Origin of the sequence: Sorangium sp. So ce367, assembly GCF_051520455.1 — a bacterium.
Lineage (GTDB): Bacteria > Myxococcota_A > Polyangia > Polyangiales > Polyangiaceae > Sorangium > Sorangium cellulosum_B.
Genome location: NZ_CP150334.1, coordinates 592,195 through 614,918, shown reverse-complemented (window position 1 = coordinate 614,918; position 22,724 = coordinate 592,195). Strand labels below are relative to the sequence as shown.

Annotated in this window: 15 protein-coding genes; 7 read left to right on the top strand and 8 right to left on the bottom strand. The window is 72.7% G+C overall.

What is annotated here, in order from left to right; translation table 11 throughout:
* Positions 1-208: 208 nt before the first annotated feature.
* A complete protein-coding gene (locus tag WME97_RS02325; protein ID WP_437549144.1) occupies positions 209-733 on the bottom strand; it encodes a hypothetical protein in 525 nt (174 codons plus the stop codon).
* Positions 734-1,199: 466 nt separating this feature from the next.
* On the opposite strand from WME97_RS02325, the gene WME97_RS02320 reads away from it, so the two are divergent.
* The gene (locus WME97_RS02320) at positions 1,200-5,159 is read left to right on the top strand and encodes a serine/threonine-protein kinase (protein ID WP_437549142.1); all 3,960 of its coding nucleotides are present in this window, start codon (positions 1,200-1,202) and stop codon (positions 5,157-5,159) included.
* A 952-nt stretch (positions 5,160-6,111) separates the two neighbouring features.
* The gene (locus WME97_RS02315) at positions 6,112-7,107 is read left to right on the top strand and encodes a squalene/phytoene synthase family protein (RefSeq protein WP_437549140.1); all 996 of its coding nucleotides are present in this window, start codon (positions 6,112-6,114) and stop codon (positions 7,105-7,107) included.
* Here the strand turns inward: WME97_RS02315 and WME97_RS02310 are convergent.
* From WME97_RS02310 to WME97_RS02290, 5 genes are all read right to left on the bottom strand, one after another.
* Positions 7,095-7,463: a response regulator gene (locus tag WME97_RS02310; RefSeq protein WP_437549138.1), complete on the bottom strand. Its 369-nt coding sequence runs from the start codon at positions 7,461-7,463 to the stop codon at positions 7,095-7,097. The two genes, WME97_RS02315 and WME97_RS02310, sit on opposite strands and share 13 nt — an antisense overlap.
* Positions 7,460-9,682, bottom strand: coding sequence for a HAMP domain-containing sensor histidine kinase (locus tag WME97_RS02305; protein WP_437549136.1), 2,223 nt, complete (start codon positions 9,680-9,682; stop codon positions 7,460-7,462). Before WME97_RS02305 ends, WME97_RS02310 begins: the two co-directional genes overlap by 4 nt.
* Positions 9,683-9,890: 208 nt before the next feature.
* Positions 9,891-10,601 (bottom strand): glycosyltransferase family 2 protein, encoded by a 711-nt coding sequence (locus WME97_RS02300; RefSeq protein WP_437549134.1) that lies wholly within the window; start codon positions 10,599-10,601, stop codon positions 9,891-9,893.
* A 95-nt stretch (positions 10,602-10,696) separates the two neighbouring features.
* Positions 10,697-11,134, bottom strand: a complete 438-nt coding sequence (locus WME97_RS02295; RefSeq protein ID WP_437549132.1) for a rhodanese-like domain-containing protein — start codon at positions 11,132-11,134, stop codon at positions 10,697-10,699.
* A gap of 33 nt (positions 11,135-11,167) precedes the next feature.
* Positions 11,168-12,391 carry a DUF1015 domain-containing protein gene (locus WME97_RS02290; protein ID WP_437549130.1) on the bottom strand — a complete coding sequence of 408 codons (1,224 nt, stop codon included), beginning with the start codon at positions 12,389-12,391 and terminating at the stop codon, positions 11,168-11,170.
* A gap of 218 nt (positions 12,392-12,609) precedes the next feature.
* On the opposite strand from WME97_RS02290, the gene WME97_RS02285 reads away from it, so the two are divergent.
* Positions 12,610-14,268: a helix-turn-helix domain-containing protein gene (locus WME97_RS02285; protein WP_437549128.1), complete on the top strand. Its 1,659-nt coding sequence runs from the start codon at positions 12,610-12,612 to the stop codon at positions 14,266-14,268.
* The gene (locus WME97_RS02280) at positions 14,261-15,772 is read left to right on the top strand and encodes an ArnT family glycosyltransferase (RefSeq protein WP_437549127.1); all 1,512 of its coding nucleotides are present in this window, start codon (positions 14,261-14,263) and stop codon (positions 15,770-15,772) included. The genes WME97_RS02285 and WME97_RS02280 overlap by 8 nt, the downstream gene beginning before the upstream one ends.
* A gap of 40 nt (positions 15,773-15,812) precedes the next feature.
* Here the strand turns inward: WME97_RS02280 and WME97_RS02275 are convergent, their stop codons facing one another.
* Positions 15,813-16,835 (bottom strand): OmpA family protein, encoded by a 1,023-nt coding sequence (locus tag WME97_RS02275; RefSeq protein ID WP_437549125.1) that lies wholly within the window; start codon positions 16,833-16,835, stop codon positions 15,813-15,815.
* 163 nt (positions 16,836-16,998) lie between these two features.
* On the opposite strand from WME97_RS02275, the gene WME97_RS02270 reads away from it, so the two are divergent.
* From WME97_RS02270 to WME97_RS02260, 3 genes are all read left to right on the top strand, one after another.
* A complete protein-coding gene (locus WME97_RS02270; RefSeq protein ID WP_437549123.1) occupies positions 16,999-17,952 on the top strand; it encodes a LysM peptidoglycan-binding domain-containing protein in 954 nt (317 codons plus the stop codon).
* The gene (locus WME97_RS02265; RefSeq protein ID WP_437549121.1) at positions 17,949-19,205 is read left to right on the top strand and encodes a serine/threonine-protein kinase; all 1,257 of its coding nucleotides are present in this window, start codon (positions 17,949-17,951) and stop codon (positions 19,203-19,205) included. The genes WME97_RS02270 and WME97_RS02265 overlap by 4 nt, the downstream gene beginning before the upstream one ends.
* 104 nt (positions 19,206-19,309) lie before the next feature.
* Positions 19,310-20,755, top strand: coding sequence for a choice-of-anchor D domain-containing protein (locus tag WME97_RS02260; RefSeq protein WP_437549120.1), 1,446 nt, complete (start codon positions 19,310-19,312; stop codon positions 20,753-20,755).
* A 3-nt stretch (positions 20,756-20,758) separates the two neighbouring features.
* Here WME97_RS02260 and ftsH read toward each other — a convergent pair whose 3' ends face one another.
* On the bottom strand, positions 20,759-22,618 hold the full coding sequence (gene ftsH, locus WME97_RS02255) for an ATP-dependent zinc metalloprotease FtsH (RefSeq protein ID WP_437549118.1): 1,860 nt from the start codon (positions 22,616-22,618) through the stop codon (positions 20,759-20,761).
* Positions 22,619-22,724 lie beyond the last annotated feature (106 nt).

The window sequence follows — 22,724 nt, the reverse complement described above, 5'->3', positions numbered from 1 at the left end:
GATGCCCTGGAAGGCGCGGACGAGCACGAATATCGGTAGGAATCAAAAGATCCAGGGAAACAGAGGTAGGACAATGGCACTCACGGCCGCCAAGCGGCCGTGTCGTGCCTACCGGCGATTCGTTCAGCGAGCCGTGCGTCCACGTCGAGCGCGATGATCGATGATCGATCGCCCATGATCGGTGGCCGCCCGCGCCCCGGCGCCGTGTTCAGGGGCTCTCGGCGCCCTGATCTCCGCCCATGTCCAGGATCTGCGGGCACTTGCGGGCCACCGCATCACACTCCGGAGGAGCCGTCTCGAGCGAGCTCAGCGCCGAGTCGCACGTGAGCTCCCGGACCCGCTGCGTCTGGGCGAGCAAGCAGACCTCGTACTCGGCCACCGTGGCGGAGCAGCCGGCCCGGTGCTCGGTCGGAGGCATGCAATCCGCTGCGTGGTCGTCCTGCTCCGCGGCCGCCTCGTCGGCCGTGGAGAGGCACTCGTCCTTCACCGTGCCGCACGGCTGCCCGACGGCGGGAGACGCGACGAGGCCCAGGTACTCACAGGCATCTTCCTTGGAGAGCTTCACCCTCGCCGCGAGCGAATCGCAGGCGGATTGGACGTCATCGGCCGTCAGATCCCTGAGCTGCTTGGAGCTCACGGCGCTGTCCGTCGGGGCGGAATCTGCACCTTCGCCGCCGCACGCAGCGAGGAACAGGACGGTCAACAAGGCCCCGAGATGAGTCGAATGCTTCATTCGTGGTTCCCTTTCTAAGTGCGGCCGCCAGCGCGGGCCGCGAGCGCACCGGGAGCAAACCGTGTACCGCGAGCTCAGCTGTGCACGATGGGATCGCACGGCGCGGTCGAAGCTCGATGAAACGGGACAAAGACATCGGAGATGTCGAATCCACCAAGCGGGGAAAGCAGGCGCTCCCCGGCGGTCCGCGCGCCGCGAGAGAACCGAGACGTCCCCGCCCGAGCGCCGCGCGAGCCACGCTCCGCCGCCTCATGTGTAGTCGCCTGTCGGTGCGGCAGCCCCGCCGCCCGGCGTTCGTGCGATGAGCTGGCCTCCACACAGACCTGTTGTACGGTCGGCCGCGCCGTGACATCATCGCGCGCCGTCGGGTGGATGTACTCAGCTCCAGCGTGGATGTCGGGAAACCGCTTTTGACCTACCACCTGGGGCGAATCCAGGCCCGGGCCAAGGCTGCGTCGGTCCCTCGATGATCACGACGCCGAGCTCGCAACAGGCCAGGCACCCTCCGGATGTCCCGGTGTCCATCGGGCCGTGGCGGGTGCTCGCGCCGCTCGGCCGCGGCGGGATGGGGGTCGTCTACCGCGCTCAGCACAGCGTCACGGGCGCGCTCGCGGCGCTGAAGACCGTCTGCGTGGGCGACGAGAGCCTCGTCTCCAGCATCCGCCGCGAGATCCACGCGCTCCGCGGCGTCGAGCACCCGGGCGTCGTGCGGGTGCTCGACGAGGGGGTCCAGGGCGGGCTCCCGTGGTACGCGATGGAGCTGATCGAGGGGCGCACGCTCCGCGATCACAACCAGGAGCGCTGGCGCGCCCGCGGGAGCGTGAGCAGCGAGCCGACCGTGAGCGTCTCCACGGCCATGAACGCGCAGGCCAGCACCGCGACGGCGGAGATCGCGCCCGCGTCGATCATCCCGCGCTCGTGCCAGCCCTTCGCGCCGCGCCCGTTCCACCGCGCGGCGGGCGGCGCGCTCCGCCAGGCGCTGACGCTCCTCCGCGCGATCTGCCGGCCGCTCGCGTACGTCCACGGCCGGGGCCTCGTCCACCGCGATCTCAAGCCGGACAACGTGTTCATCCGCCCGGACGGCACGCCGGTGCTCTTCGACTTCGGCCTCGCTTTCCAGTTCGAGGGGCACACAGGGCGCGACGTGCTCCAGGCGGGCGGCAGGCTGATGGGCAGCCCCGACTACATGTCCCCCGAGCAGATCCGCGGCGACCTCGTCGACGCGCGCGCGGACCTCTACGCGCTCGGCTGCATGATCTACGAGGCCGTGACCGGGGGCGTCCCGTTCCTCGGCGACTCGAGCTCCGTCGTGCTGTCCATGCACCTCTACGCCGAGCCGCTCCCGGCCTCCGAGCTCGTCGCCGACGTGCCTCCCGCGCTCGACGCCCTCATCGCGCGGCTCCTGAAGAAGCGCCCCGAGGACCGGCTCGGCTACGCCGACGAGGTCGCGACCGCCCTCGCCGAGCTCGGCGCGGCCGACACCCCGCCGCACGACTGGAGCGGCGCGGCGCGCGTGCGCGTGCGCGTGCCGAACGCGCAGCCGTACCTGTACCGGCCGCGCCTCGCCGGGCGCGGGGAGGCGCTGCAGCAGATCACCGCGGCGCTCGAGCGCGCCCACGAGCGGCGCCAGGGCAGCCTCGTCGTCGTCGGCGGCGAGAGCGGCGTGGGCAAGACGCGGCTCGCCGTCGAGGCGGCGCACCAGGCGGCGCTCAACCGCATGGCCGTGGTCACGGGCGCGTGCGCGGCCGTGTCCGCCGAGGTCGAGCGCGAGGGCGCGGTCAAGGCCGCGCCGCTGCACCCGTTCCGGCCGCTCCTGCTCGCGGTGGCCGACCGGTGCAACGAGCTCGGCCCCGCGGGCTACGACGCGCTGCTCGGCCCGCGCGGCAGGGTCCTCGCGCCGCACGAGCCGTCGCTCGCCCAGCTCCGCGGCCACGACCGCTACCCCGAGCCGCCCGAGCTGCCGCCGGACGCGGCGCGCTACCGGCTGCGGACCGCGCTCGCCGACACGCTCGCCGCGTTCGCCGCGGCGCGGCCCGTCCTGCTCGTGCTCGACGACCTCCAGTGGGCCGACGAGAACTCGCGCGCCGTCCTCGAGCACCTCGACGCCGACTACTTCGCGGCCCATCCCGTCGTCCTCCTGTGCGCGTACCGGACCGAGGAGACGTCGCCCGCGCTCTCCTCGCTCCTCGGCGCCCCCTGGGCCTCGCGGCTCGAGCTCGGGCGGCTCGACCGCGGCTCGGTCGAGCGGATGGTGCGCGACATGCTCGCCCTGGACGAGCCGCCGGAGGCGTTCGTGCAGTACCTCTTCGAGCAGTCGGAGGGGAACCCGTTCTTCATCGCCGAGTACCTCCGGGCCGCGATCCAGGAGCGGGTGATCTACCGGGACGAGGCCTACGCGTGGCGCATCCGCGCGGGCGCCGAGGGCGCCGCTGCAGAGCGGCTCGCCCGCGCCGCGCGCGGGAGCCAGCCGCCCGCGCCGCTGCCGCTGCCGGGCTCGCTGCGCGAGCTCGTGGCGCGCCGGCTGTCGGGGCTGAGCCGCGAGGCGCTCGCGCTCGCGCGGCTCGCCTCGGTGCTGGGCCGCGAGCTCGAGGAGCGCCTGCTGCTCGGCGCCGCGGGCCTCGCCGAGGTCGACGCCATGGACGCGCTCGCGGAGCTCGCCCGCCGCCACGTGCTCGAGGAGACGGAGCCGGGGCGGCTCGGCTTCGTGCACGACAAGCTGCGGGAGATCGTCTACGCGGGCATCCCCGAGTCGGAGCGGCGGGCCCTGCACGCCGCCGCCGCGCGCGCGATCGAGCAGCGCCACCGCGACGCGCCGGGCCTCGCGCTGTCGTACCCGCTCCTCGCCCACCACTATGGAATCGCGGGCGCCGTCGAGAAGACGCTGGAGTACCTCGACAAGGCGGGCGCCCAGGCCCTCGCGACGGGCGCCTCCGGCGACGCGGTGGATTTCTACAAGAGGGCGCTCGACCTCGACGGCGCGCACCCGCCGGAGGAGCGCGCGCCGCCGATCCGGCGCGCGCGCTGGGAGCGGCGGCTCGGCCAGGCCCACTACAACCTCGGCGATCTGCTCGGCGCGGAGCGGCACTGCGCGGCGGCGCTGGAGCTGCTCTCCCGGGACGAGGCCGCGTGGCTCCGCGCGGGGGAGCGCGCGGCGAGCGGCCGCGCGGGCCTCGGGGAGCGGCTGCGCCCGGCGATGGCCTCGCTGAAGCAGCTCGGCCTGCAGCTCGCGCACGTCGCTGGCCTGCCGGCCCCGGTCGCGCGCGACGCGGCCGAGCGCGAGCGCCTCGCCGAGGCGTCGCTCGCGGCGGAGAAGCTGTCGGAGACCTACCTGTTCCGCAACGAGCCGACGCTCGCCTTCCTGGCCGCGCTGGCGGCGACCAACGCCGCGGCGCGGCTCGGCCCGTCGCTCGCGCTCGCGCGCGGGTACGCGACCCTGAGCGTCGCGTTCGGGTACGTCCCGTGGAAGGCCGTCGTCGACGCCTACGCCGCGCGCGCGACGGCGGTCGCCGCGGCGCTGGACGACCCGCAAGGCGTCGCGTTCGTCTCGTGCCTGCGCGGGCTGACGGCGCTCGGCGAGGGCCGGTGCCGCGACGCGCGGGCGCTGCTCACCCAGGCCGAGCGGCTGGCCGAGGCGCTGCACGACCGCCGCCGCAAGGAGGAGTGCATCACGCTGCTCGCCGGCGCGGCGTACTCCGAGGGCCGCTGGAGGGAGGCGCTCGACCTGTACGGCGCGCTGGTGATCGCGTCGCGCGAGAGCGACAACGCGCAGGGCCACATCTGGGCGGAGAGCGGCCGCGCGCAGTGCCGGCTGCTGCTCGGCGACGGCGAGGGCGCGATCGCCATCTTCGACGCGCTGTCGGCCGAGGTGCAGCGGCTCGGCGACCGCACGCAGCAGATCACGCACGGCCAGGTCGCGCTGGGGCACCTGCTCCGCGGCGCGCAGGGCGAGGCCCGCGCGGCCGCCGAGCGGACGCTCCCCATGCTCCGCGAGGGACAACCGGCGGGCTACCACTGCCTGTACGGCTATGCGGCGGCGTGCGAGGTGCTGCTCGCGCTGCTCGAGGACGCCCCTGGCCCGGCGGAGCGGCGCGAGCTCTCACGCCTCTCTGCGGAGGCGTGCCGCGCGCTCGGCCGGTACGCGCGCATCTTCCCCCTCGGCCGCTCGACCTCGCTCCGCCTGCGCGGCCTCGCCGCGTGGCTCGCCGGCGGCCACGCGCGCGCGAGGCGGCTCTGGGCCGCGGCGATCGACGACGCCCTGCAGCGCGGCCTGCCCGTCGAGGAGGCGCGCGCCCGCTTCGAGCTCGCGCGGCACCTCCCGCGCCGCGATCCGGAGCGCGAGCGCCAGATCGCGCGCGCCGCAGCGGTCTTCTCCGCGCTCGATCTCCAGCACTGGCGCGACCGGGTGGCCCGGCTGCGCGAGCGCTAGGACCTCGCGTCCCGGACGAACAGCACAAAAAAAAGAGCGCCCATTCGACGGCGGGGGGAAGCCGTCACGGGCGCTCTGCTCTTCCGCTTTAGCAGGTTTAGCAGGACACGGGCCAGGGCCCGACCTTGCTCGATTCATGGAGTTGACCTTAAGGATGCTCCTGACGTCTTTCGAACCTGAGATTCTCGATTGCAGGTCTGAACACGATGAATGCGCGGGGACGCGGCTCGATCTCCTCTGTCTGGAGCGGACGCCGCTCGGCGCGCCGAGCGCGGATGACCGTTTTGGACCGTGGTCACAATCACAGATCGGGGCCGTTCACCGCAGCACGCACGGCGCGATGACAACCGCTGAATCCCCCCTCTCACGAGCGCGTCTAGCATCGCGTCCGATCGCGAATCGGAGCGTTCCCGTCGCGCCGCTCACCGAGGCAGACCGAGCAGCAGAGAGAGAGGCTGGCCCCCGGCGCTCACCCGCCCTCACGTGGGGCGCAGAGGCCATCCGCCAGGAACTCCGGAATAATCCATGTGCCTAGAACACGTGATCTACCGCCGAGACGGAGCGAGAGAGGGCCGAGACGTCAGGCCATCACTGACGTTATCCGTTGGACAATGTACCGACCCAGGGTATACACCGACGATCATTGACGGCATGTTCCCAACACACCGGCAAAACACACAGGGAATCCATGCATTATCTCCGGCGCCCGTGCCCTGGACGACGAATTTCCGCGTCGACTGGGGGACGATAAGGCCTCATAAAGGAAGGCGAACAGGCGTCACCGCGCATCTCTCGGAGGATCGGAAAGTTCTACACGGTAGAGAGCCACCATCCATCACCGGCGCAGGCGCCCCAAAGCAAACAGGGTGAGCTACGTCCATAATCGCCAGTGACCGCGCGAAGCCAGGGCGACACCGGCGACAGGCACGTTCAACGTGCGGCACTCGACATCGTGAAACCTACTCAACACATCTCCTCGCCCTACCTGCCCGCTGCCGCACCGGCATCGGAGCGGACTCCCTACCAGCCGATCTCGGCGATCGTCGGCTCATCGCACTATCGCGCCCTGTCGGACGACGCGCTGAAAGACGAGGACAACGCCGCGTGGGTGCTCGGCCTCGCGCCCGACGTGAAGCGGGCGTGGCTCGATCGCATCCGCTGGATCCGGATCGTCGATCGCCTCGCCGAGAACGAGCGCATCGAGCCGCACGCGCGGCGATTCAGCCGCTTCATGGTGGCGTGGAGGCGCGTCCGTTCCTGCGGCTTCGTCGACCCGTGCTGCCCCTTCGCGCGCGAGCTCTCCGCCATCCACGCGCTGTGGCTCCGCCGCCCCGCGCTCGATCGTCCCGACCTGGACGAGATGCAACCGCGCTCGCTCGCCGCCTGGGACGCCTACTTGCTCGCCCTCGCCGACTACCACGCTCCCAGCCTGCTCATCCGCACCCTGAAGGAGCACGACACGATGCTCGTGCGGCTGTCAGGCCATATCTTTCAGCTGGTTCCGTTCCTGACGAAGGAGCACTGGGACGCTGCCGGGGAGTTCGGCCGGCTCGATCAGTTCTTCAACAACCTGAGGGACATGCAGGAGGACGCCGATCGCGGCATCTGCTACCTGCCCGAGGAGGAGCTCGCGCGCCACGGGGTCACGCGCGCTCAGGTGATCTCCGGACGGTGCGTCGACACGCCTGGATACCAGGCCCTGATGCGGTACTGGCTCGATGAGGTCATGCCAGCGCTCTACGCGCGGGCGGCGCCGTTCATCGAGGCGCGCGGCCTCCACCCCTCGCTCCAGATCATGAGGGAGTGGAGCCTGCGCCGTTATGCCCGCATCACACGGGTGTTCCGCGCGACCGGCTTCGATCACCGCCGGTTCCCCGCGCGGTACTGGGCCGAGGTGCGGCGCGACCTCGCCGAGCGGCGGCAGCTCCTCCGCGCTCACCCCGTGTAACGCCTCACCGTCGAGAGGAGCGCGTCCGGATCGAACGGCTTGCCGAGCCACGCGTCCGCGCCGACCTCGGCCGCCCGCCGGTGCGCGTCCGCCGCCGCGGTGAGCACGACGATGGGCGCCTGACGCCCGTGCCGGACCTCGAGCTCGCGCGCGAACTCCGGGCCGTTCATCACCGGCATCTTCATGTCGAGCAGGATGAGATCCGGCAGGTCGTGCTCCAGCTTGGCCAGCGCCTCGCGACCGTTGCACGCGATCTTGACCCGGTAGCCGTCCTCCTGGAGCACGAGGGAGACGAGCGCCACGAGATCCGCGTCGTCCTCCACGAGGAGCACCGTCTTTGCGTGTCTGTCGCTCATCGTCGATCGGCCGCGGGGGCCTCGCTGCTGAGTGGAAGGGTGAAATAAAACGTGCTGCCGCTGTCCTCCTCGCTCTCGAACCAGATACGGCCGCCGTGACGGGTGATCATGTCCTTCGCCAGGAACAGCCCTATCCCCATGCCTCCGTAGTCGTGTCGGGTGTCCGTGTGCGCGCGGAAGAAGCGCTCGAAGATGCGCTCCTGCCTGTGGGCGGGGATGCCGACGCCCTGGTCGCGCACGGACACGACCGCCTCGAAGCGCGGCGCCGCGCCGTGCCGCTGCGAGAAGAGCGCGGCGTCGCAGGAGGACGGCGGCGACGACGCCGGCGCGCGCTCGGCGACGGCGACGCGCACGTCGACGTCGCCGCCGTCGGGCGAGTACTTCACCGCGTTGTCGAGGAGGCTCGCGAGCACCTGGCGCAGCCGCTCCGGATCGGCGCGCACGACGGGCGGCCGCTCGGCGTCGAGCGACAGCCGCACCCGGTGGCGGCTCGCCGACTTCGCGACGCGATCGACCGACTCCTGCACGAGCTCCTTCAGATCGACGTCCTCCTCGGAGACCTGGAGCACGTCGAGCGTGACCTGCGAGATGGCCAGGAGATCGTCGACGATGCGGTTGATCCTGTCCGCGCCGCGGTCGATGGCCTCCAGCATCTTGCGGCGCGGCGCCGGCAGATCGTTCGAGTTGCGCAGGAGCGCGAGCGCGTATCCCTTCATGATCGCGACCGGCGTCTTGAGCTCGTGCGCGCCGACCCGGATGAACTGATCTTTGACGAGATCGAGCTCCATGAGCTCCGTCACGTCGCGGGCGACCGCGACCGCGCCGAGGACCGCCCCGCCCTCGCTGCGGATCGGCGCCGCGCTGGTCCGCAGGAAGACGTCGCGGCCCGCGCGGCCCTCCGCGAGCACCTGCTCTTCCTGCACGATGGTCTCGCCGGCGAGCGCCCGCACCATGGGCAGCTCGTCGCGCGTGAAGGCGCGGCCGTCGCTGTGGCGCATCCGGCCGAGGTCCATCACCTCCTCGACCATCCGGCCGGCCTGCTCCGAGCGCCCCGAGAGGCCGAGCAGCCTCAGCCCCGAGGCGTTGATCATCGTCAGCCGGCCCTGGCGGTCGCACGCGAACACCCCCTCGACGAGGTTGTCCAGCACGGCCCCGAGCTGCGCCGCGCGCTGCGCCGCGTCCTGCAGCAGGCGCTCGCGCTCCGCCAGGTAGCTCCGCGTGCGCCGGGACGACTCCTCCAGGCGATCGACCATCGCGTTGACGCCGCCCGCCAGCGCGCCGATCTCGTCCTTGAAATAGACCGGGATCCGCTCCAGCCGGTCGACCTCGCCGCGCTGGACGATCTTCTGGATGACCGCGGCGACCTGCTGGAGCGGGCCCGCGAGGGCGCCGGCGAGGAAGCCCGCGCAGACGGGCGCCCAGGTGACCGCGACCATCGAGAAGATCGCCAGGGTGAGCTTCAGGCCGGGCTTGGCCGGCCCCGCCGTCTCGCCGAGCACCATGGCCGCCATCCAGCTCGTCGGCGCGATGGCGAGGCAGGCGCCGAGGATCACGAGGCGGACGGCGAGCGAGTAGCCCTTGCCGGGCATGGAGAGGCCGCGCTCGCGCGCGATGAGCGAGATCACGCCGGCGGCGGGGGCGAGCAGGCGGCCGAGGATGCTGTAGGCGAGCGGCAGCGCGGCCGCGAACAGGGCCAGCGCGAACAGGGCCAGCGCGACGCCGCGCTGGACGCCAAGGGGGCTCTGGTCCGGCGCGATGAAGTAGAGCGCCATCGTGACCGGCAGGTACAGGAGCCCCCACGACACGGCCCAGACCGTCGCGAACGCGAGCGGGGTGTCGTAGGCGGCGTTCGCCGCGGCGAGGACGACCTCCTCCGGGGGCGCCGCGCCCCCGCTGCTCGTGTCCTCGACGCCCGCGCCGCTCTGGAGGCGATGGGCCACGGAGTACTGCCGCAGGCGCTCGATCGGGCGCAGCATGTGGACGAGCAGCGCGATCAGCCCTCCCGTCTTGACGAGGTACATGAGCCCGATCAGCCCGAGCAGCCGCGCCTGGACCGCCGAGTCCACGACGCCGAGGAGGCGCAGGTGAGCGACCGGGACAAGCAGGCTGTACGGCAGCTCGATGCCGAACGCATAGGCCACGACCCGAGGCGTGAACGACAGAGTCCGCGACCTCCCCGGATTCCAGATTCTAGCCCAGGCGGCTCGGCTGATGGCCACGTCCGTCACCCCCCTTGTTGAAGCATGGCTGCGGGGTTCGCGCCTCTGGAGCCCCTCCGCGCCAAGTTGATGAGTCAGGTCGTCAGGCAGCTTTGCTATGAAAACCAATGAGCGAGTTGTCGACCGTTTTGCGCAGCGGCTCGTGTCGATTCGATCGACTCCGACTCACACGTTCCGTCCGCGCGCGGGCGTTCTGCGATTTTCCTGATCAGCTCAGGGACTGCCTTATGGCGTTCCTGGCGATCAGGAAAAGGATGGTGAGCACGTGGCGCGCGCGCAGGCCGCTCGCCTCACCGCGGTAGACGGGACGCACGCTGACCTCGCAGACGCGGAGCCGGCGAGCCGCGAGGGCGGCGAGCAAGTCGTTCGGATAACCGTAGCGGGGCCAGAGGCCGTCGAGATCGAGCGCGTCGATCGCGCGGGCCGAGATGGCGGTGTACCCGCACTGGCTGTCGGAGAGGGCGTCGAGCCCCGTCGCACGGCGGGTGAGCGCGGCGAGCGCCGCCGTCGCGGCGAGCCGCTGGAGAGGCATGACGCGCCACACGTCGGGGTGGCGCAGCCGATCGCCCTTCACGTAATCGGCTTCGCCCGAGGCGATCGGGGCGACGACGCGCGGGAGATCGCGCGGATCCATCTGCCCGTCGCCGGCCATGACCGCGACGGCCGAGGCGCCGAGCGCGCGAGCGCGCCGGTAGCCAGCGACGATCGCCGCGCCGACGCCGCGGCACTCCGGGTGGACGAGCACCTCGAGGCGCTCGTCCCCGACCGCGCGCGCCATCTCGGCCGTGCCGTCTCGACTGGCATCGTCCACGACGATCACGTGGTCGACAAAGGCGGGGACCGACGCCGCCGCCTCGGAGATCCATCGCGCCTCGTCCCGCGCGGGGATGACCACTGCGACGCGCGCACCGTGGAGCACGCGGATTCCTAGCGGAGCGAGCGGTCTCCGGCAACGCGATCGACGCCGCGACGACACGCTCGGCGCCGCGCCGCGAGCCATGCGCGCCGGACGTATTACCTGCCAGCGCTCTTGCGGAGCTCGGCGTAGGAGCCGCCTGACGTGGCCGTCTCGACGGGCAGCCCGGCCGGCCCCCACCCCGGCTCGGTGAGCGCGCCGAACGCGTCGCGCGGCCCATCGAAGCCGGCGCGTTGCTCGATGACAGCCGTGTAGCCGGCCGACACCATGGCCTCGGCCGCGCGCATCGAGCGCTGTCCGGACTTGCAGCCCACGATGATCTTCGCGTCCGTGGGATAGAGGGCGCGGACCACATCGAGGAAGTCGGGGTTCTGCTTCATGCCGCCGGCGCCGGCGTGCATGAGCGGCACGTTGTGCGCGCCGCTCGGGTGCCCGGCCGCATATTCGGGCTCGCTCCGGACGTCGAGGTAGAGATACCCCTCCTCGTCGATGAGCTTCTTGGCCTGCTGGGGAGATACACGCTTGATGTCCGCCATGGGGCGCAGTCTACCCCCGGCGCGGCGCGCTCGTCAGAACGTATGAATGAAGAGCCCGCTGCGGAGCTTCGGCTCGAACCACGTGCTCTTCGGCGGCATGAGCAGCCCTGCGTCGCTCACCGCGAAGAGCTCGTCGATCTGCGTAGGATGGAGGTGGATCGCCATCGTGAACGCGCCCGAGTCGACGCGTCGCTCGAGCTCGGCGACGCCGCGGATGCCGCCGACGAAATCGACGTGCTTGTCCCGGCGAGGGTCGCTGACGCCGAAGATCGGGCCGAGGATCTGGTCCTGACAGATGGAGCAGTCGAGCGAGGCCACCGGGTCTTTCGCGTCGAACGACCCCGGGCGGACCCTGGCGGTGTACCAGCGGCCGCCAAGGTAGAGCCCGAAGGTCCGCGGCTCGGCCGGGGTAGCGGCCGCGCCGTCCGTCGCCGGCGCGACGTCGAGCCGCTCGCCGAGGGCCGCGAGCAGCGCCTCCGCGCTGCGGCCGGCGAGGTCCCGCACGACGCGGTTGTACGGCATGATGTTCATCTGGTCGTGCGGGAAGACCACGGCCAGGAAGACGTCGTGCTCGCCGCCGTCGCCGCGCAGCTTCCTGTGGACGCGCGCCGCCGCGGCGCTGCGGTGGTGGCCATCGGCGACGTAGAGCGTCGGGATCGCCTGGAAGCGCTCCTCGATGTCGGCGGTCGCCGCCCGACCGAGGACCCAGAGCTTGTGCTCGACGCCGTCGGCGGTCGTGAAATCGTAGATGGGCGGCGACTGCAAGGCCTCCGCGACGGCGCGGTCGATGCCCGCGTCGGCGCGGTACGTGAGGAACACCGGCTCGTCGTGGGCGCCGAGCTCCTCGATGTGGCGGGTGCGGTCGTCCTCCTTGTCGGGGCGCGTCTTCTCGTGCTTCTTGATGATGTCCTGCTCGTACTCGGCGACCGCGGCGCAGCCGACGACGCCGATCTGCCGGTGATCACCCATCCTCTGGGCGTAGAGGTAGAGGTGCGGCTCCGGGTCCTGCGCGAGGTCGCCGCTCGCGATGAGATCGGCGAGGTTCTGCGCGCCGCGGGCGTAGACGGCGTCGTCGTGCTCGTCCGTCCCCTCGGGCAGGTCGATCTCGGGGCGGGAGACGCGGAGGAAGCTGTGCAGGCCTCCCGCCGCGAGGACGCGCGCCTCGGCGGTCGAGATGACGTCGTACGGCGGGCTCGCGACGCGAGCCGCCTGGGCCTGGGGGGGTCGGTAAGCGCGGAAAGGTCGGACGGTAGCCACGCGGAGCGACTAGCCCAGCGGCCTGGGCGCGTCGAGGCGGCTCGCGCGGCGGGAGCCGCGGCAGGCGGGGCGGGCAAACCGGCGCGGAGCCCCGGCGACGGCGGCGCTCATGGCCGCGCGCGGCGCGTGCTAGGAGGGACTCGCGCCGCGGGCCGCTCGCATCCGCTCGCCGCCGCACCATCCCGCCCGCGCAGCCGCGCGCCGCACGAAGAGGAACCTTGTCCAGCTCCGGTGAGTCCTACCCTCCGCCGCGCTATTCGACCCTCCCTCCCGGCTCGGCGGACGACGATCTCCCCCTGCCGGGCGAGATCACCTCGTTCTCCAGCTCGCGATCCCGCCGCGTGATCGCCGTGGGGGGCGGCCGCGGGGGCGTCGGCAAGGCGACGCTCGCGGTCAACCTGGGGGTGTATTTCGCGCAGCTCGGGCGCGACGTGATCATCATCGACACCGACGCTTACAGCCCGGGGCTGCACGCCGCGCTGGGGATCGAGGCGCCGCCGCTCGTCACGCGCGAGGACATCGAGGAGGGCAAGGCCGAGCCGATCGCGACAACGGTGCCCGGGCTCCGGCTCGTCCCGACCGCGTACGACCCGATGACGGCCACGCCGCACCGGCCGAGCCGCGCCGCCTACTGGATGAAGATGATCCAGGAGCTCGACGTCGACTACGTGATCGTCAGCCTCGGCGCGGCGACCGGATCGTCGACGCTCGACCTCTTCCTGCACGCCGACGTCGGCATCTGCGCCACCACGCCCGAGCCGCTCGCGGTCGAGCACTCCTACCGCTTCTGCCGCGCGCTCTACCAGCGCACCTTGCGCCGGGCGCTCATGAAGGAGCGCTTCAAGATCCGGCTCGTGGAGAAGGTGGCCGCGTCGCTCCCGGCGCTCGCGACGCCGCGCGACTTCATCATGGAGGTGAAGCGGTTCGACGAGGGGGTCGCGTCGCTCGCGGCCGCGCAGCTGCCGCGGGTGAAGCCGCACCTCGTGGTCAGCCAGACCCGGCACCGCTCGGACCTGGAGCTCGGCCCCGCGATGAGCGCCGTCTCGGAGCGCTTCCTCGGCATCTCCCTCGACTACCTCGGCCACATCGAGCACGACGACGCGGTGTGGCTGACCGCGCGCCGGCGCCAGCCGCTCCTCATCGACAGCCCGACGTCGAAGAGCGCGCGCAACCTCGAGCGCGTGGCCCGGCGCATCCTCGCGCTGCTCGCCGCGCGCGACTCCCGCCCGGCCGAGGCGCACGCCCGCGCCCTCGCCGCCGCCTCGAAGAGCGCCGCGCCGCCGACGCTCTACGAGGCGCTCGGCCTCGCGCGGACGGCCGCCGACGACGAGATCCGGCGCGCCTACAAGCGCCAGCGCGACACCTACCGGGAGGGGAGCCTGCCCGTGGTCAGCGTGCTGAGCCCCGCGGTGCTCCAGAAGGAGCAGGCGCGCATCGAGGAGGCGCACGACACCCTCCTCGATCCGGTGCGCCGCCGCGCGTACGATCTCTCGACCTACCCGGACGATCCGCGCACGCAGCTCGGCCCGGTGCGCGCCGAGAACGCCGCCGCCGTGGCCGAGCTGGCCATGCTCCAGGCCGAGCTCGCGCGCGAGATCAACGCCGAGACGCAGTTCAGCGGCGCGCTGCTCCGCAAGGTGCGCGAGTCGCAGGGGGTCGAGCTCACCGACATCTCGCAGCGGACCAAGATCTCGCTGGCGCACCTCCAGGCGATCGAGAACGAGGCGATAGGCGACCTGCCCGCGACCGTCTACGTACAGGGATTCGTTCAGGAAATTGCCAAGTACCTGCGGCTCGATCCGGCGCAGGTGGCGAAGACCTACATGCGTCGCTTGCGCGAGATCTCCGCCGGCTCGCGCGCCAAGCCGCATGGCTGAGGCGTCGCGCGAAAGCAACGGGGCGGCGCGGATCGGAGGCGGCACGTCAGAACGCGCCGGCGGGGATCTCGCGTTCTCGGCGCTCGCGTTCGCGCTCGCGCTGCTGCCGCGGCTCTACGTGGCGATCGCGTGGGCGCGCGAGCCCGTGTGGGACGGCCATTACTACGATTTCGGTGCGCGCCGCATCGCCGCCGGGCTCGGCTACTCGGACGATCTCATCGTCGGGGGCCAGGCGGTATGGCACCCGTGGTGCCATTATCCGGTCGGCTACAGCGGGTTCCTCGCCCTCGTCTACCGGCTGTTCGGCGCCGGGCCGCACGCGGCGACCGTCGCGAACGCGGTGACCGGCGCGCTGCTCGTCGTCGTGGTCCACCGCCTCGCCCGGTACGCGACCACTGCGGGGCGCGCCCGCGTGGCGGCGCTCCTCGCGGCGCTCTCGCCGGGGCTCATCGTCTATGCGGCGCTCCTCATGACGGAGCCGCTCGCGGCGCTCGGCCTGGTGACGGCGCCCTGGCTGCTCGCGCGCGACGCCGCGCGCGGCCGCCCGGCCCGCGGCGCGGTCCTCGCGGGCGTGGCGCTCGGGCTCTCGGCGCTCGTGCGGCCCCAGAGCCTGCTCTGCGCGCCGGCGCTCGCGCTGCTGGCCATGCGTGCCCCGCAGCGGGTGGCGTCCGGAGGAGCGGCGGCAACGGCGTCTGGAGGGGCGGCCGCGTGGAAACGCGGCGCGCTGGCGGCGGCGCTCGCGGCCGCGACGGCCCTCGCCGTGGTGGCGCCGTGGACGATCCGCAACTGCCGCGTGATGGACGGCTGCGCGCTCGTCTCGACGAACGGCGGCTGGAACCTCGCCATCGGCGCGTTCCCGCGCGCGACGGGCCGCTTCGAGACGCTGCGCGCGGGAGACGGCTGCCCGATCGCGCGCGGCCAGGTGGCGCAGGACCGCTGCTGGATGACCGCGGGGCTTCAGTGGATCAAGGATGATCCAGGTCGCTGGCTGGCCCTGATCCCGAGGAAGCTGGGCTTCACCTTCGATCACGAGTCGTTCCCGATCGGCTATCTCGGCGAGGCGAACCCTGCGGCGTGGCCCGAGGAGCGGCGCGCGGCGGGGCGCCGGGTGCTCACGGCGTCGCACCTCGGCCTGCTGTCCGCCGCGGCGCTCGGGGTCGTGGCGATGCCGCGGCGGAGGCAGCGGCGGGAGCTCGTCGCGCAGCTCCTCGCGCTCGCGGCGGTGCTCGGGCTCGTCGCGTGGGGGGTGCTCGGCGATGTGCACGCGTTCTGGCCGCTCGCGGTGGTGATCCCGCTGATCGCGGCGCTGCCGCTGCCGGGCCGGCCCGCGAACGGGGGCGTCGTCGGCTACCTCGCGTTCGCGGTCGCGTCGGTGGCGCTGACGCACGCCGTGTTCTTCGGCGAGGACCGGTATCACATGGTCGTGACGCCGGCGCTGTGCATCCTCGCGGCATGCGCGCTGCGGCGAGGGGAGGCGGCCGGGGAGCCGGCGGGCGATCGGTGACGTGACGCGGGCGGCGCCCGGAGGCGCTGGAGGCGAGCCGTCAGGGCTTTGGCGCCGCCACGCTCGGGCCGCCTGCTCTCTCCTTCTCCAACGCTTCCTGGTCCATCACCAGGCCGATCTCGATCCGCCGGTTCTTCGCCCGCCCCTCCGCCGTGACGTTCGTCGCCGCTGGCGCGAACTCCCCGTATCCAGCTGCGGACAGGCTCCCGGGCGCCATGCCCTCCGCGATCAGCGCCTGGACCACCGCCACCGCGCGGGCCGACGAGAGCTCCCAGCTCGACGGGAAGCGCGCGCCCTTCGCCTTCTTGCTCTTCGCGTCGCCGCCGTCGTCGGTGTGCCCGGCGACCTGGAACCTGTGCTCCGGCATCGTCCGGAGCACCGCGGCGATCTCGGCCAGCACCGCGCGCCCCTCGCGCTGGATCTCGGCCTTCCCCGCCGCGAACAGCGCGTCGCTCGGCACCTCGATCACGAGCTGCCCGGCGCGGAGCCCGACACGGACCTTCCCCGCGAGGGCCGCGCCCTTCAGCCGGTCCACGGCGTCGCGGATCCCGGCCGCCCGCGCCTCCGCCGCCGCCTGCTTCCGGCGCAGATCGTCGAGCTTGGCCCGCGTCTCCGCAAGCTCCGCCGACAGGCTGCCCCGCTCGCCGGCGAGCTGCCCCACGCTCTGCCCGGCGCTCCGGAGCCGCGCCGACAGCTCCTCGTTCATGGCGGCGAGCTCGTCGAGCCGCCGCGCGAGCCCCGCCTCGGCCGTCGTTGCCTCGGACAGCCTGAGATCGCGCGCCCGGAGGTCGTCCGAAAGGCGCGCCAGCTCCTCCTCGATGGCGGCGATTTGCGCGGACCGCTGTGTGGCCTCGGCGCGGGCGCTCTGGGCCTCGGCCCGCGCCTTGTCACCCGCCTCGCGCTCTCTCCGGATCTCCGCGCGCGCCTCGTCGTACAGCCCCTGCCGGACGAGGCAGCCCGGCGTCGCCAGCCCGAGCAGGCCGGCCGTGAGGAGCCGCGCCGCCGCAGGCGAGCGCCGCGAGAGCCACGTCGGGATCCTGCCGGACATCGTCGTGTCTTTCATGCGTCGCGCGCACTCTGGCACGAAACCCCGGGCGCGACGAAATCGTGGCAAACGTTCCCCGCGCGCCGCCGCGCGAGCGGTCGCGAGCCGTCGCGAGCCGTCCCACCGCGCGCGAACCCCTGGTACCCTCGGCGGCGTGATGTCTCCGCGAGCTTGGTTTTCCGTGGGCGCCCTCGCAGCGACGACGCTGGTCGGCAGCGCCGCGGCGGCGTTCCCGCACGTCGTCCGCGAGGGCGAGACGCTCGCGCAGATCGCGGAGCGCACCTACGGGCGCGTGCAGATGGAGCAGGTGCTCGTCGCCGCCAACGCGCTCGACGCCGGCGCCGGCGTGCCGATCATGCCCGGCCTGCGCCTGGAGGTGCCCGCGCTGGGTCACCACCGCGTCACCGCGGGCGAGACCTGGGCGATCCTCGCGGAGCGGCTGCTCGGCACCGCCGACCGGAGCGACGTCCTCGCGCTCTCGAACGACACGTGGCCCTGGCTCGAGCCGACCGACGGGCAGGAGATCATCGTGCCGTACAACCTGCGGTACGTCGTCGGCCAGCACGACACCTTGCTCACCATCGCCTATCGCTTCCTGGGCAAGCGGGACCACGCGTGGATGCTCGACAAGTACAACCACCTCAAGCAGCGCCCGCTCCGCCGCGGCATGGTGATCCTCGTCCCGCTCACGGATCTGCCGCTCACGGCCGAGGGCAAGGCCGAGGCCGCGAGCTCCGGCGCGCTGGTGCGCTCCGAGGGGGCCGGCCGCGCGCGCGACGCCCAGCGCCGGGTCGACGCCGAGCTGCCGCAGCTCGCCGGCGACGTGCGGAGCGGCCGCTACATCGACGCCGTGGCGCGGGCGAGCCGCCTGCTCGGCTACGGCGATCTCGCCCGGGTGCAGATCGCCACGTTGCAGCGGCACCTGCTCGAGGCCTACGTCGCGCTCGACGCCACAGGGCTCGCCGAGACCGCGTGCGCCGCGTGGCGCGAGGCCGACCCCGCCGCGCGGCTCGATCCCATCGAGCTCAGCCCGAAGATCGTGCGCGCCTGCACCTCGTCGACGGAGCTGCACCTCAGGGCGCCTTCGCCGGACCCCGCGCCGCCGATCCCGGCGGACGCGGGCGGTGGGCGGTGACCTCGCAGCAGCCCGCGCCCGATCGCCTGCCCGCCGGGCACGGCGTCGCGTCGCGGTACACCGTCGAGTCCGTCATCGGCGAGGGGGCGTCCGGCGTCGTCTACCGCGCCACCCGCGACGAGGACGGCCAGCCCGTCGCGCTGAAGGTGATCCACAGGCACCTCTCGGGCACCCCCCAGATCTTCAGGCGCTATCACCGGGAGGCCGCCATCCTGGAGCGCGTCGAGGGCCCGCACGTCGTCCGGATGCTCGACTTCGTCGAGGAGGGCGGGCTCCTCGTGATCGCGCTGGAGCACATCGACGGCGGCTCGCTCGAGGAGCTCCTGCGGGACCACGCGCCGATCGAGATCGACCTGGCGATCGAGATCGCCCTGCAGATCTGCGCCGCGCTGGAGACCGCGCACGCGGCCGGCGTGGTGCACCGCGATCTCAAGCCGGCCAACGTGCTCATCGAGCGCCCGGACGGGCGCGCGGGCGCCGCGCCGTCCCCCTTCGCGGGCCGCGTCCGCGTGGTCGATTTCGGGCTCGCGAAGGTGGTGCACGGCGAGCAGCAGACGACCGGGCTCACCGAGAAGGACATGATCTTCGGGACGCCCGAGTACATGGCGCCGGAGCAGGTGCGCGGGGAGGACGTCGACCCGCGCAGCGACATCTACGCGCTCGGCTGCATCCTCTACGAGATGGCGGTCGGCGCCGTGCCGTTCAGCAAGCGGACGCCCATCGCCGTGATGACGGCGCAGATCGCCGAGCAGCCGCTGCCGCCGCGCGCCAGCGAGCGCTCCGGGCTCATCTCGGCCGGCCTGGAGGCGGTCATCCTGAGGGCCCTCGCCAAGAGCCCTTCCGACCGGCACCCGAGCGCCAGGGCCTTCGCGGACGCCCTGCGCGCCTGCCGAGAAGAACGGCGCGTCGTGCACCACACCCCCGCGAGCCTCGCGGACGCCGTCTCGATCACCGATCTCGCGCTCGAGCGGACCGGCCTGGATTACGCCGCGCCCCTCCAGGACGGTGCTTCCGCCCCGGGCGTCGGCCATGTTGGCCACGTCGGCCATCCGGTTACGCGTCCGGAGAGCGCGGTGGCGAGCGCGGTGAGGAGAGCGCTGCCCGAAAGCGCGGCCGCGGTGGTCCGCGGGACGCCCGCTGGCCCTGCTCCGACTGCGGGCCGCACCTCGCGTGAGCTCATCCTCTGGACCGTGGTGGCCATTCTCTGCGCGGCCGCCGGCATCGTGGTCGGCACGCTGTTCGGGGCGCGCTAGGACGCGCTGGAACGAGCTGAAACGCAGCTGGGGCGTGCCTGGCGCGCCGCCATCGGGGGGCTGCGGCTATGGCGTGGAGCGCGAGGATCGTGGTAATCGTTCTCATGCGTTCCTTGCTGTCCGGCGGCGCTGCCCTCGCGGCTCTCCGCTCTGCTCGGCCCCGGCGGCGGCGCGCTCTCCCCTGCGTCGCCGCCGCGTTCGCCCTGTTCGCCCCCGCGGCCGCTTCGGCCTATGACTCGCTCGCCGTGCCGTGCGCGGACGACCCGCTCCAGTGCGCGCGGGGGCCGCTCACGTTCCAGCGCAGAGACGCCATCCCGCTCGAGCTCGACTTCGATACAGGCTGGGTCCCGCCGGGCTCACCGCTCCAGGTCAGCCTCGGGGCGGCGGTCTACGCCGACACCCAGGTCTCGTTGAGCGGAGCGCTCGAGGCGTCGTGGCCAGAGGCGCTCGCGCTCAAGGCACCAGGCGCCCCGGACGGCGGCGCGTTCAGCTGCGATTACGGACTCGATGTCAGCGCACAGGGACGCATCAGCATTTCCGTCCTGGGCCAGGACTTCGACTGGACGGGTGATATCCCCTATGTGCCCCAGATCGATTTCCAGGTGCACGCCCGAGAGCAGTTCGACGCCTGGGGCTGGGAGCCGGGCATCACGCTGGAGAGCTCCACCGCGCTGCAGCGCGTTGCGTCCGTGTCGCTCGGCGACCTCATCGGCGGCTCGATCCCCGGAATCGACGGGAGGTTCGAGCTCGACATCGCGATGGACGTCGCGGCCCGCTACACGACCCATCGCGTGGCCATCGAGACGCTCGATCAGGCGACGGTGAGCGGAGGCGACATCACCTCCGAAGGCCGAGCCTCCTCCGTCGACTACCTGGGAGGCCCGTCGGTCGAGCTCAATGTTCGTCCGGAGGGCTCGGTGCGGTACGACGGCACGCTCCACCTCGTCCCCGCGTTCGGCGTCAGCCTGCTGGGCCGCTCGTGGTCGATCCCGCTCGCCGACATCCCGCTCGCCTTCCCGCACACCGAGCGGGAATGGGTCTTCGAGAGCGAGCGCGTCCATGTGCCGCTCCCGGACCTCGCGCTGGACAAGCAGGAGATCGATTTTGGCGCCGTGGAGGTGGGGCAGGCCAACGTGGAGCTCGTCCGCCTGTCGAACGCGGGAGAGGCGCTGCTCGATGCCGTCGTGACGACCGACGACGCGGAGAGCTTCGAGCTCGCGGACGCGGCGCTCGGGATCGATCCGGAAACGGAGGTCGACTTCGCGATCCGCTTCGCGCCGAAGGCCAGCGGCGCGTTCGCGGCGACCGTCCTCGTCGAGTCCAACGACCCCGACCGACCCCTGCAGATGATCGCGGTGCGAGGGATCGGCGTCGGCGAGCCGGAGGCCCCGGCAGGCGGCGGCGACCTCGCGGAGGAGGACGGCGGCTGCGCCTGCCGCGCGGCCGGGGGCGCGCCGCGCGGGAGCACCGGGGGCCGGGCGTGGGCGGCCGCCGGCCTGTCGCTCGCCGCGCTCGCGGGCGGCCTCAGGCGCCGGCGGCGCGCGGCCTGAGGCTCACGCCGCGCTCGGCGGGCCCACGGCGATCTTCCGCCGCGTCGACACGGCCGCGATCTCCTCCAGCTCCTCGCCGCGCAGCGTCTCCTTGAGCACGAGCGCCTCCGCGACCGCCTCGAGGCCCTCGCGGCGATCGACGAGCAGCTGCTTGGCCTTCAGGTACATCTCGCCGAGCCGCTCCCTCACCTCCTCGTCGACCTCGCGGGCGGTCTCCTCGCTGCACGTGCGCTCCTCCTGGAGCACGCCGAGCATAGGCGCGCCGACGGTGCGCGCGAGCGCGGCCAGCCCGAGGCGCCGGCTCATCCCGAGGCGGGTCACCATCTCGCGGACGAGCGCCGTGGCGCGCCCGAGATCGTCGTGCGCGCCGCTCGACACCTGCCCCAGCGCGATCTCCTCCGCCGCCCTGCCCCCGAGCATCACCGTGACGCGCGACTCGATCTCCTGCTCGGTGACCAGCTGTCGCTCGTCGCGGGGCACCTGGATCGTGACGCCGAGCGCGCCGATCGTGCGGGCCACGATGGACACCCGCTCCACCGGATCGGCGGCCGGCAGCGCGAGCGCGACGAGGGCGTGCCCGGCCTCGTGGTAGGCCACGCGCCGCCGCTCCTCCGCGGTCATGATCTGCCCGCGGCGCCGGAGCCCGAGCTGCGAGCGATCGAGCGCCTCGTCGAAATCGGCCTGTCCGATCTCCCTCGCGCCGCGCCGCGCCCCGGCCAGCGCGGCCTCGTTGACGATCTTCGCGAGATCGGCGCCGACCATGCCCGGCGTGCGGCGCGCCACGAGCCCGAGATCGACGCCGCTCGCGAGCGGCACCCGCCGCGCGTGGACGGCGAGGATCGCCTCGCGGCCCCGCAGATCGGGCCGATCCACGATGACCTGGCGATCGAAGCGCCCGGGCCGCAGGAGCGCCGGATCGAGCACCTCGGGGCGGTTGGTGGCGGCCATCAGGATCACGGTGGTGCGCGCGTCGAAGCCGTCGAGCTCGGCGAGGAGCTGGTGGAGCGTCTGCTCTCGCTCGTCGTGCGTCGCGAGGGCGCCGAGGCCGCCCCGGGTCCTGCCCACGGCGTCGATCTCGTCGATGAACACGATGCTGGGCGCGCTCTTGCGCGCCTCCTCGAAGAGCTCGCGGACCCGCGCGGCTCCGAGCCCCACGAACATCTCGACGAACTCGCTCGCGTTCAGCGAGAAGAACGGCACATTCGCCTCGCCCGCCACCGCCCGCGCGAGCAGCGTCTTGCCGGTGCCCGGCGGCCCGATGAGCAGGAGGCCGCGCGGGATCCGCCCGCCCAGCGAGCGGTACCTCGAGGGCTCCTTGAGGAAGTCGACCACCTCGACGAGCTCGTCCTTGGCCTCGTCGACGCCGGCGACGTCCGAGAAGCGCACCGGATCCTGCCTGGATCGATCGTAGATCTTCGCCTTGCTGCGCAGGAATCCGAGCGGCCCGCCGGCCCCCTGCCCCGCCCGCCGCAGCACCATGAAGAACGCCGCGTTGATGAGCAGGAGCGGCAACATCCAGATCGCCACCTGCATCCACACCGACGTCTGGGGGCTCTTCGCCTCGATGCGGACCTGCTTGTCGAGCAGCGCCCTCACGAGCGGCTCGTCCTCGACGCCGGGCAGCCGCGTCACGCGGACGCGCTCCTCCGGTCGTTGCGGGCTCTCGCGGCGGATCAGCTCGATCTCGTCGGGCTTCACGATCGCCGCGGAGACCTCCCCGCGCTGCACCTCGGCGACCGCCTCGTCGTACGGCACGAGCGGGCGCCCTCGTGACCTGACGATCCCGGAAAGGACCAGGATCCCGACGGCGATCAGCAGGTACCCGAGCCACGCGCGCGACGCCGGCCTCTTCTCGTCAGCCATTCCACGGAGCTGATGTGCGGCGGGCGTCGCTTCGGCAAGCCCTCGCCCCCGGAACAACGGGAAAGCCCACGAGAAAGCCGCGCGAGGGAGGGAGCCCAGGAGCGTC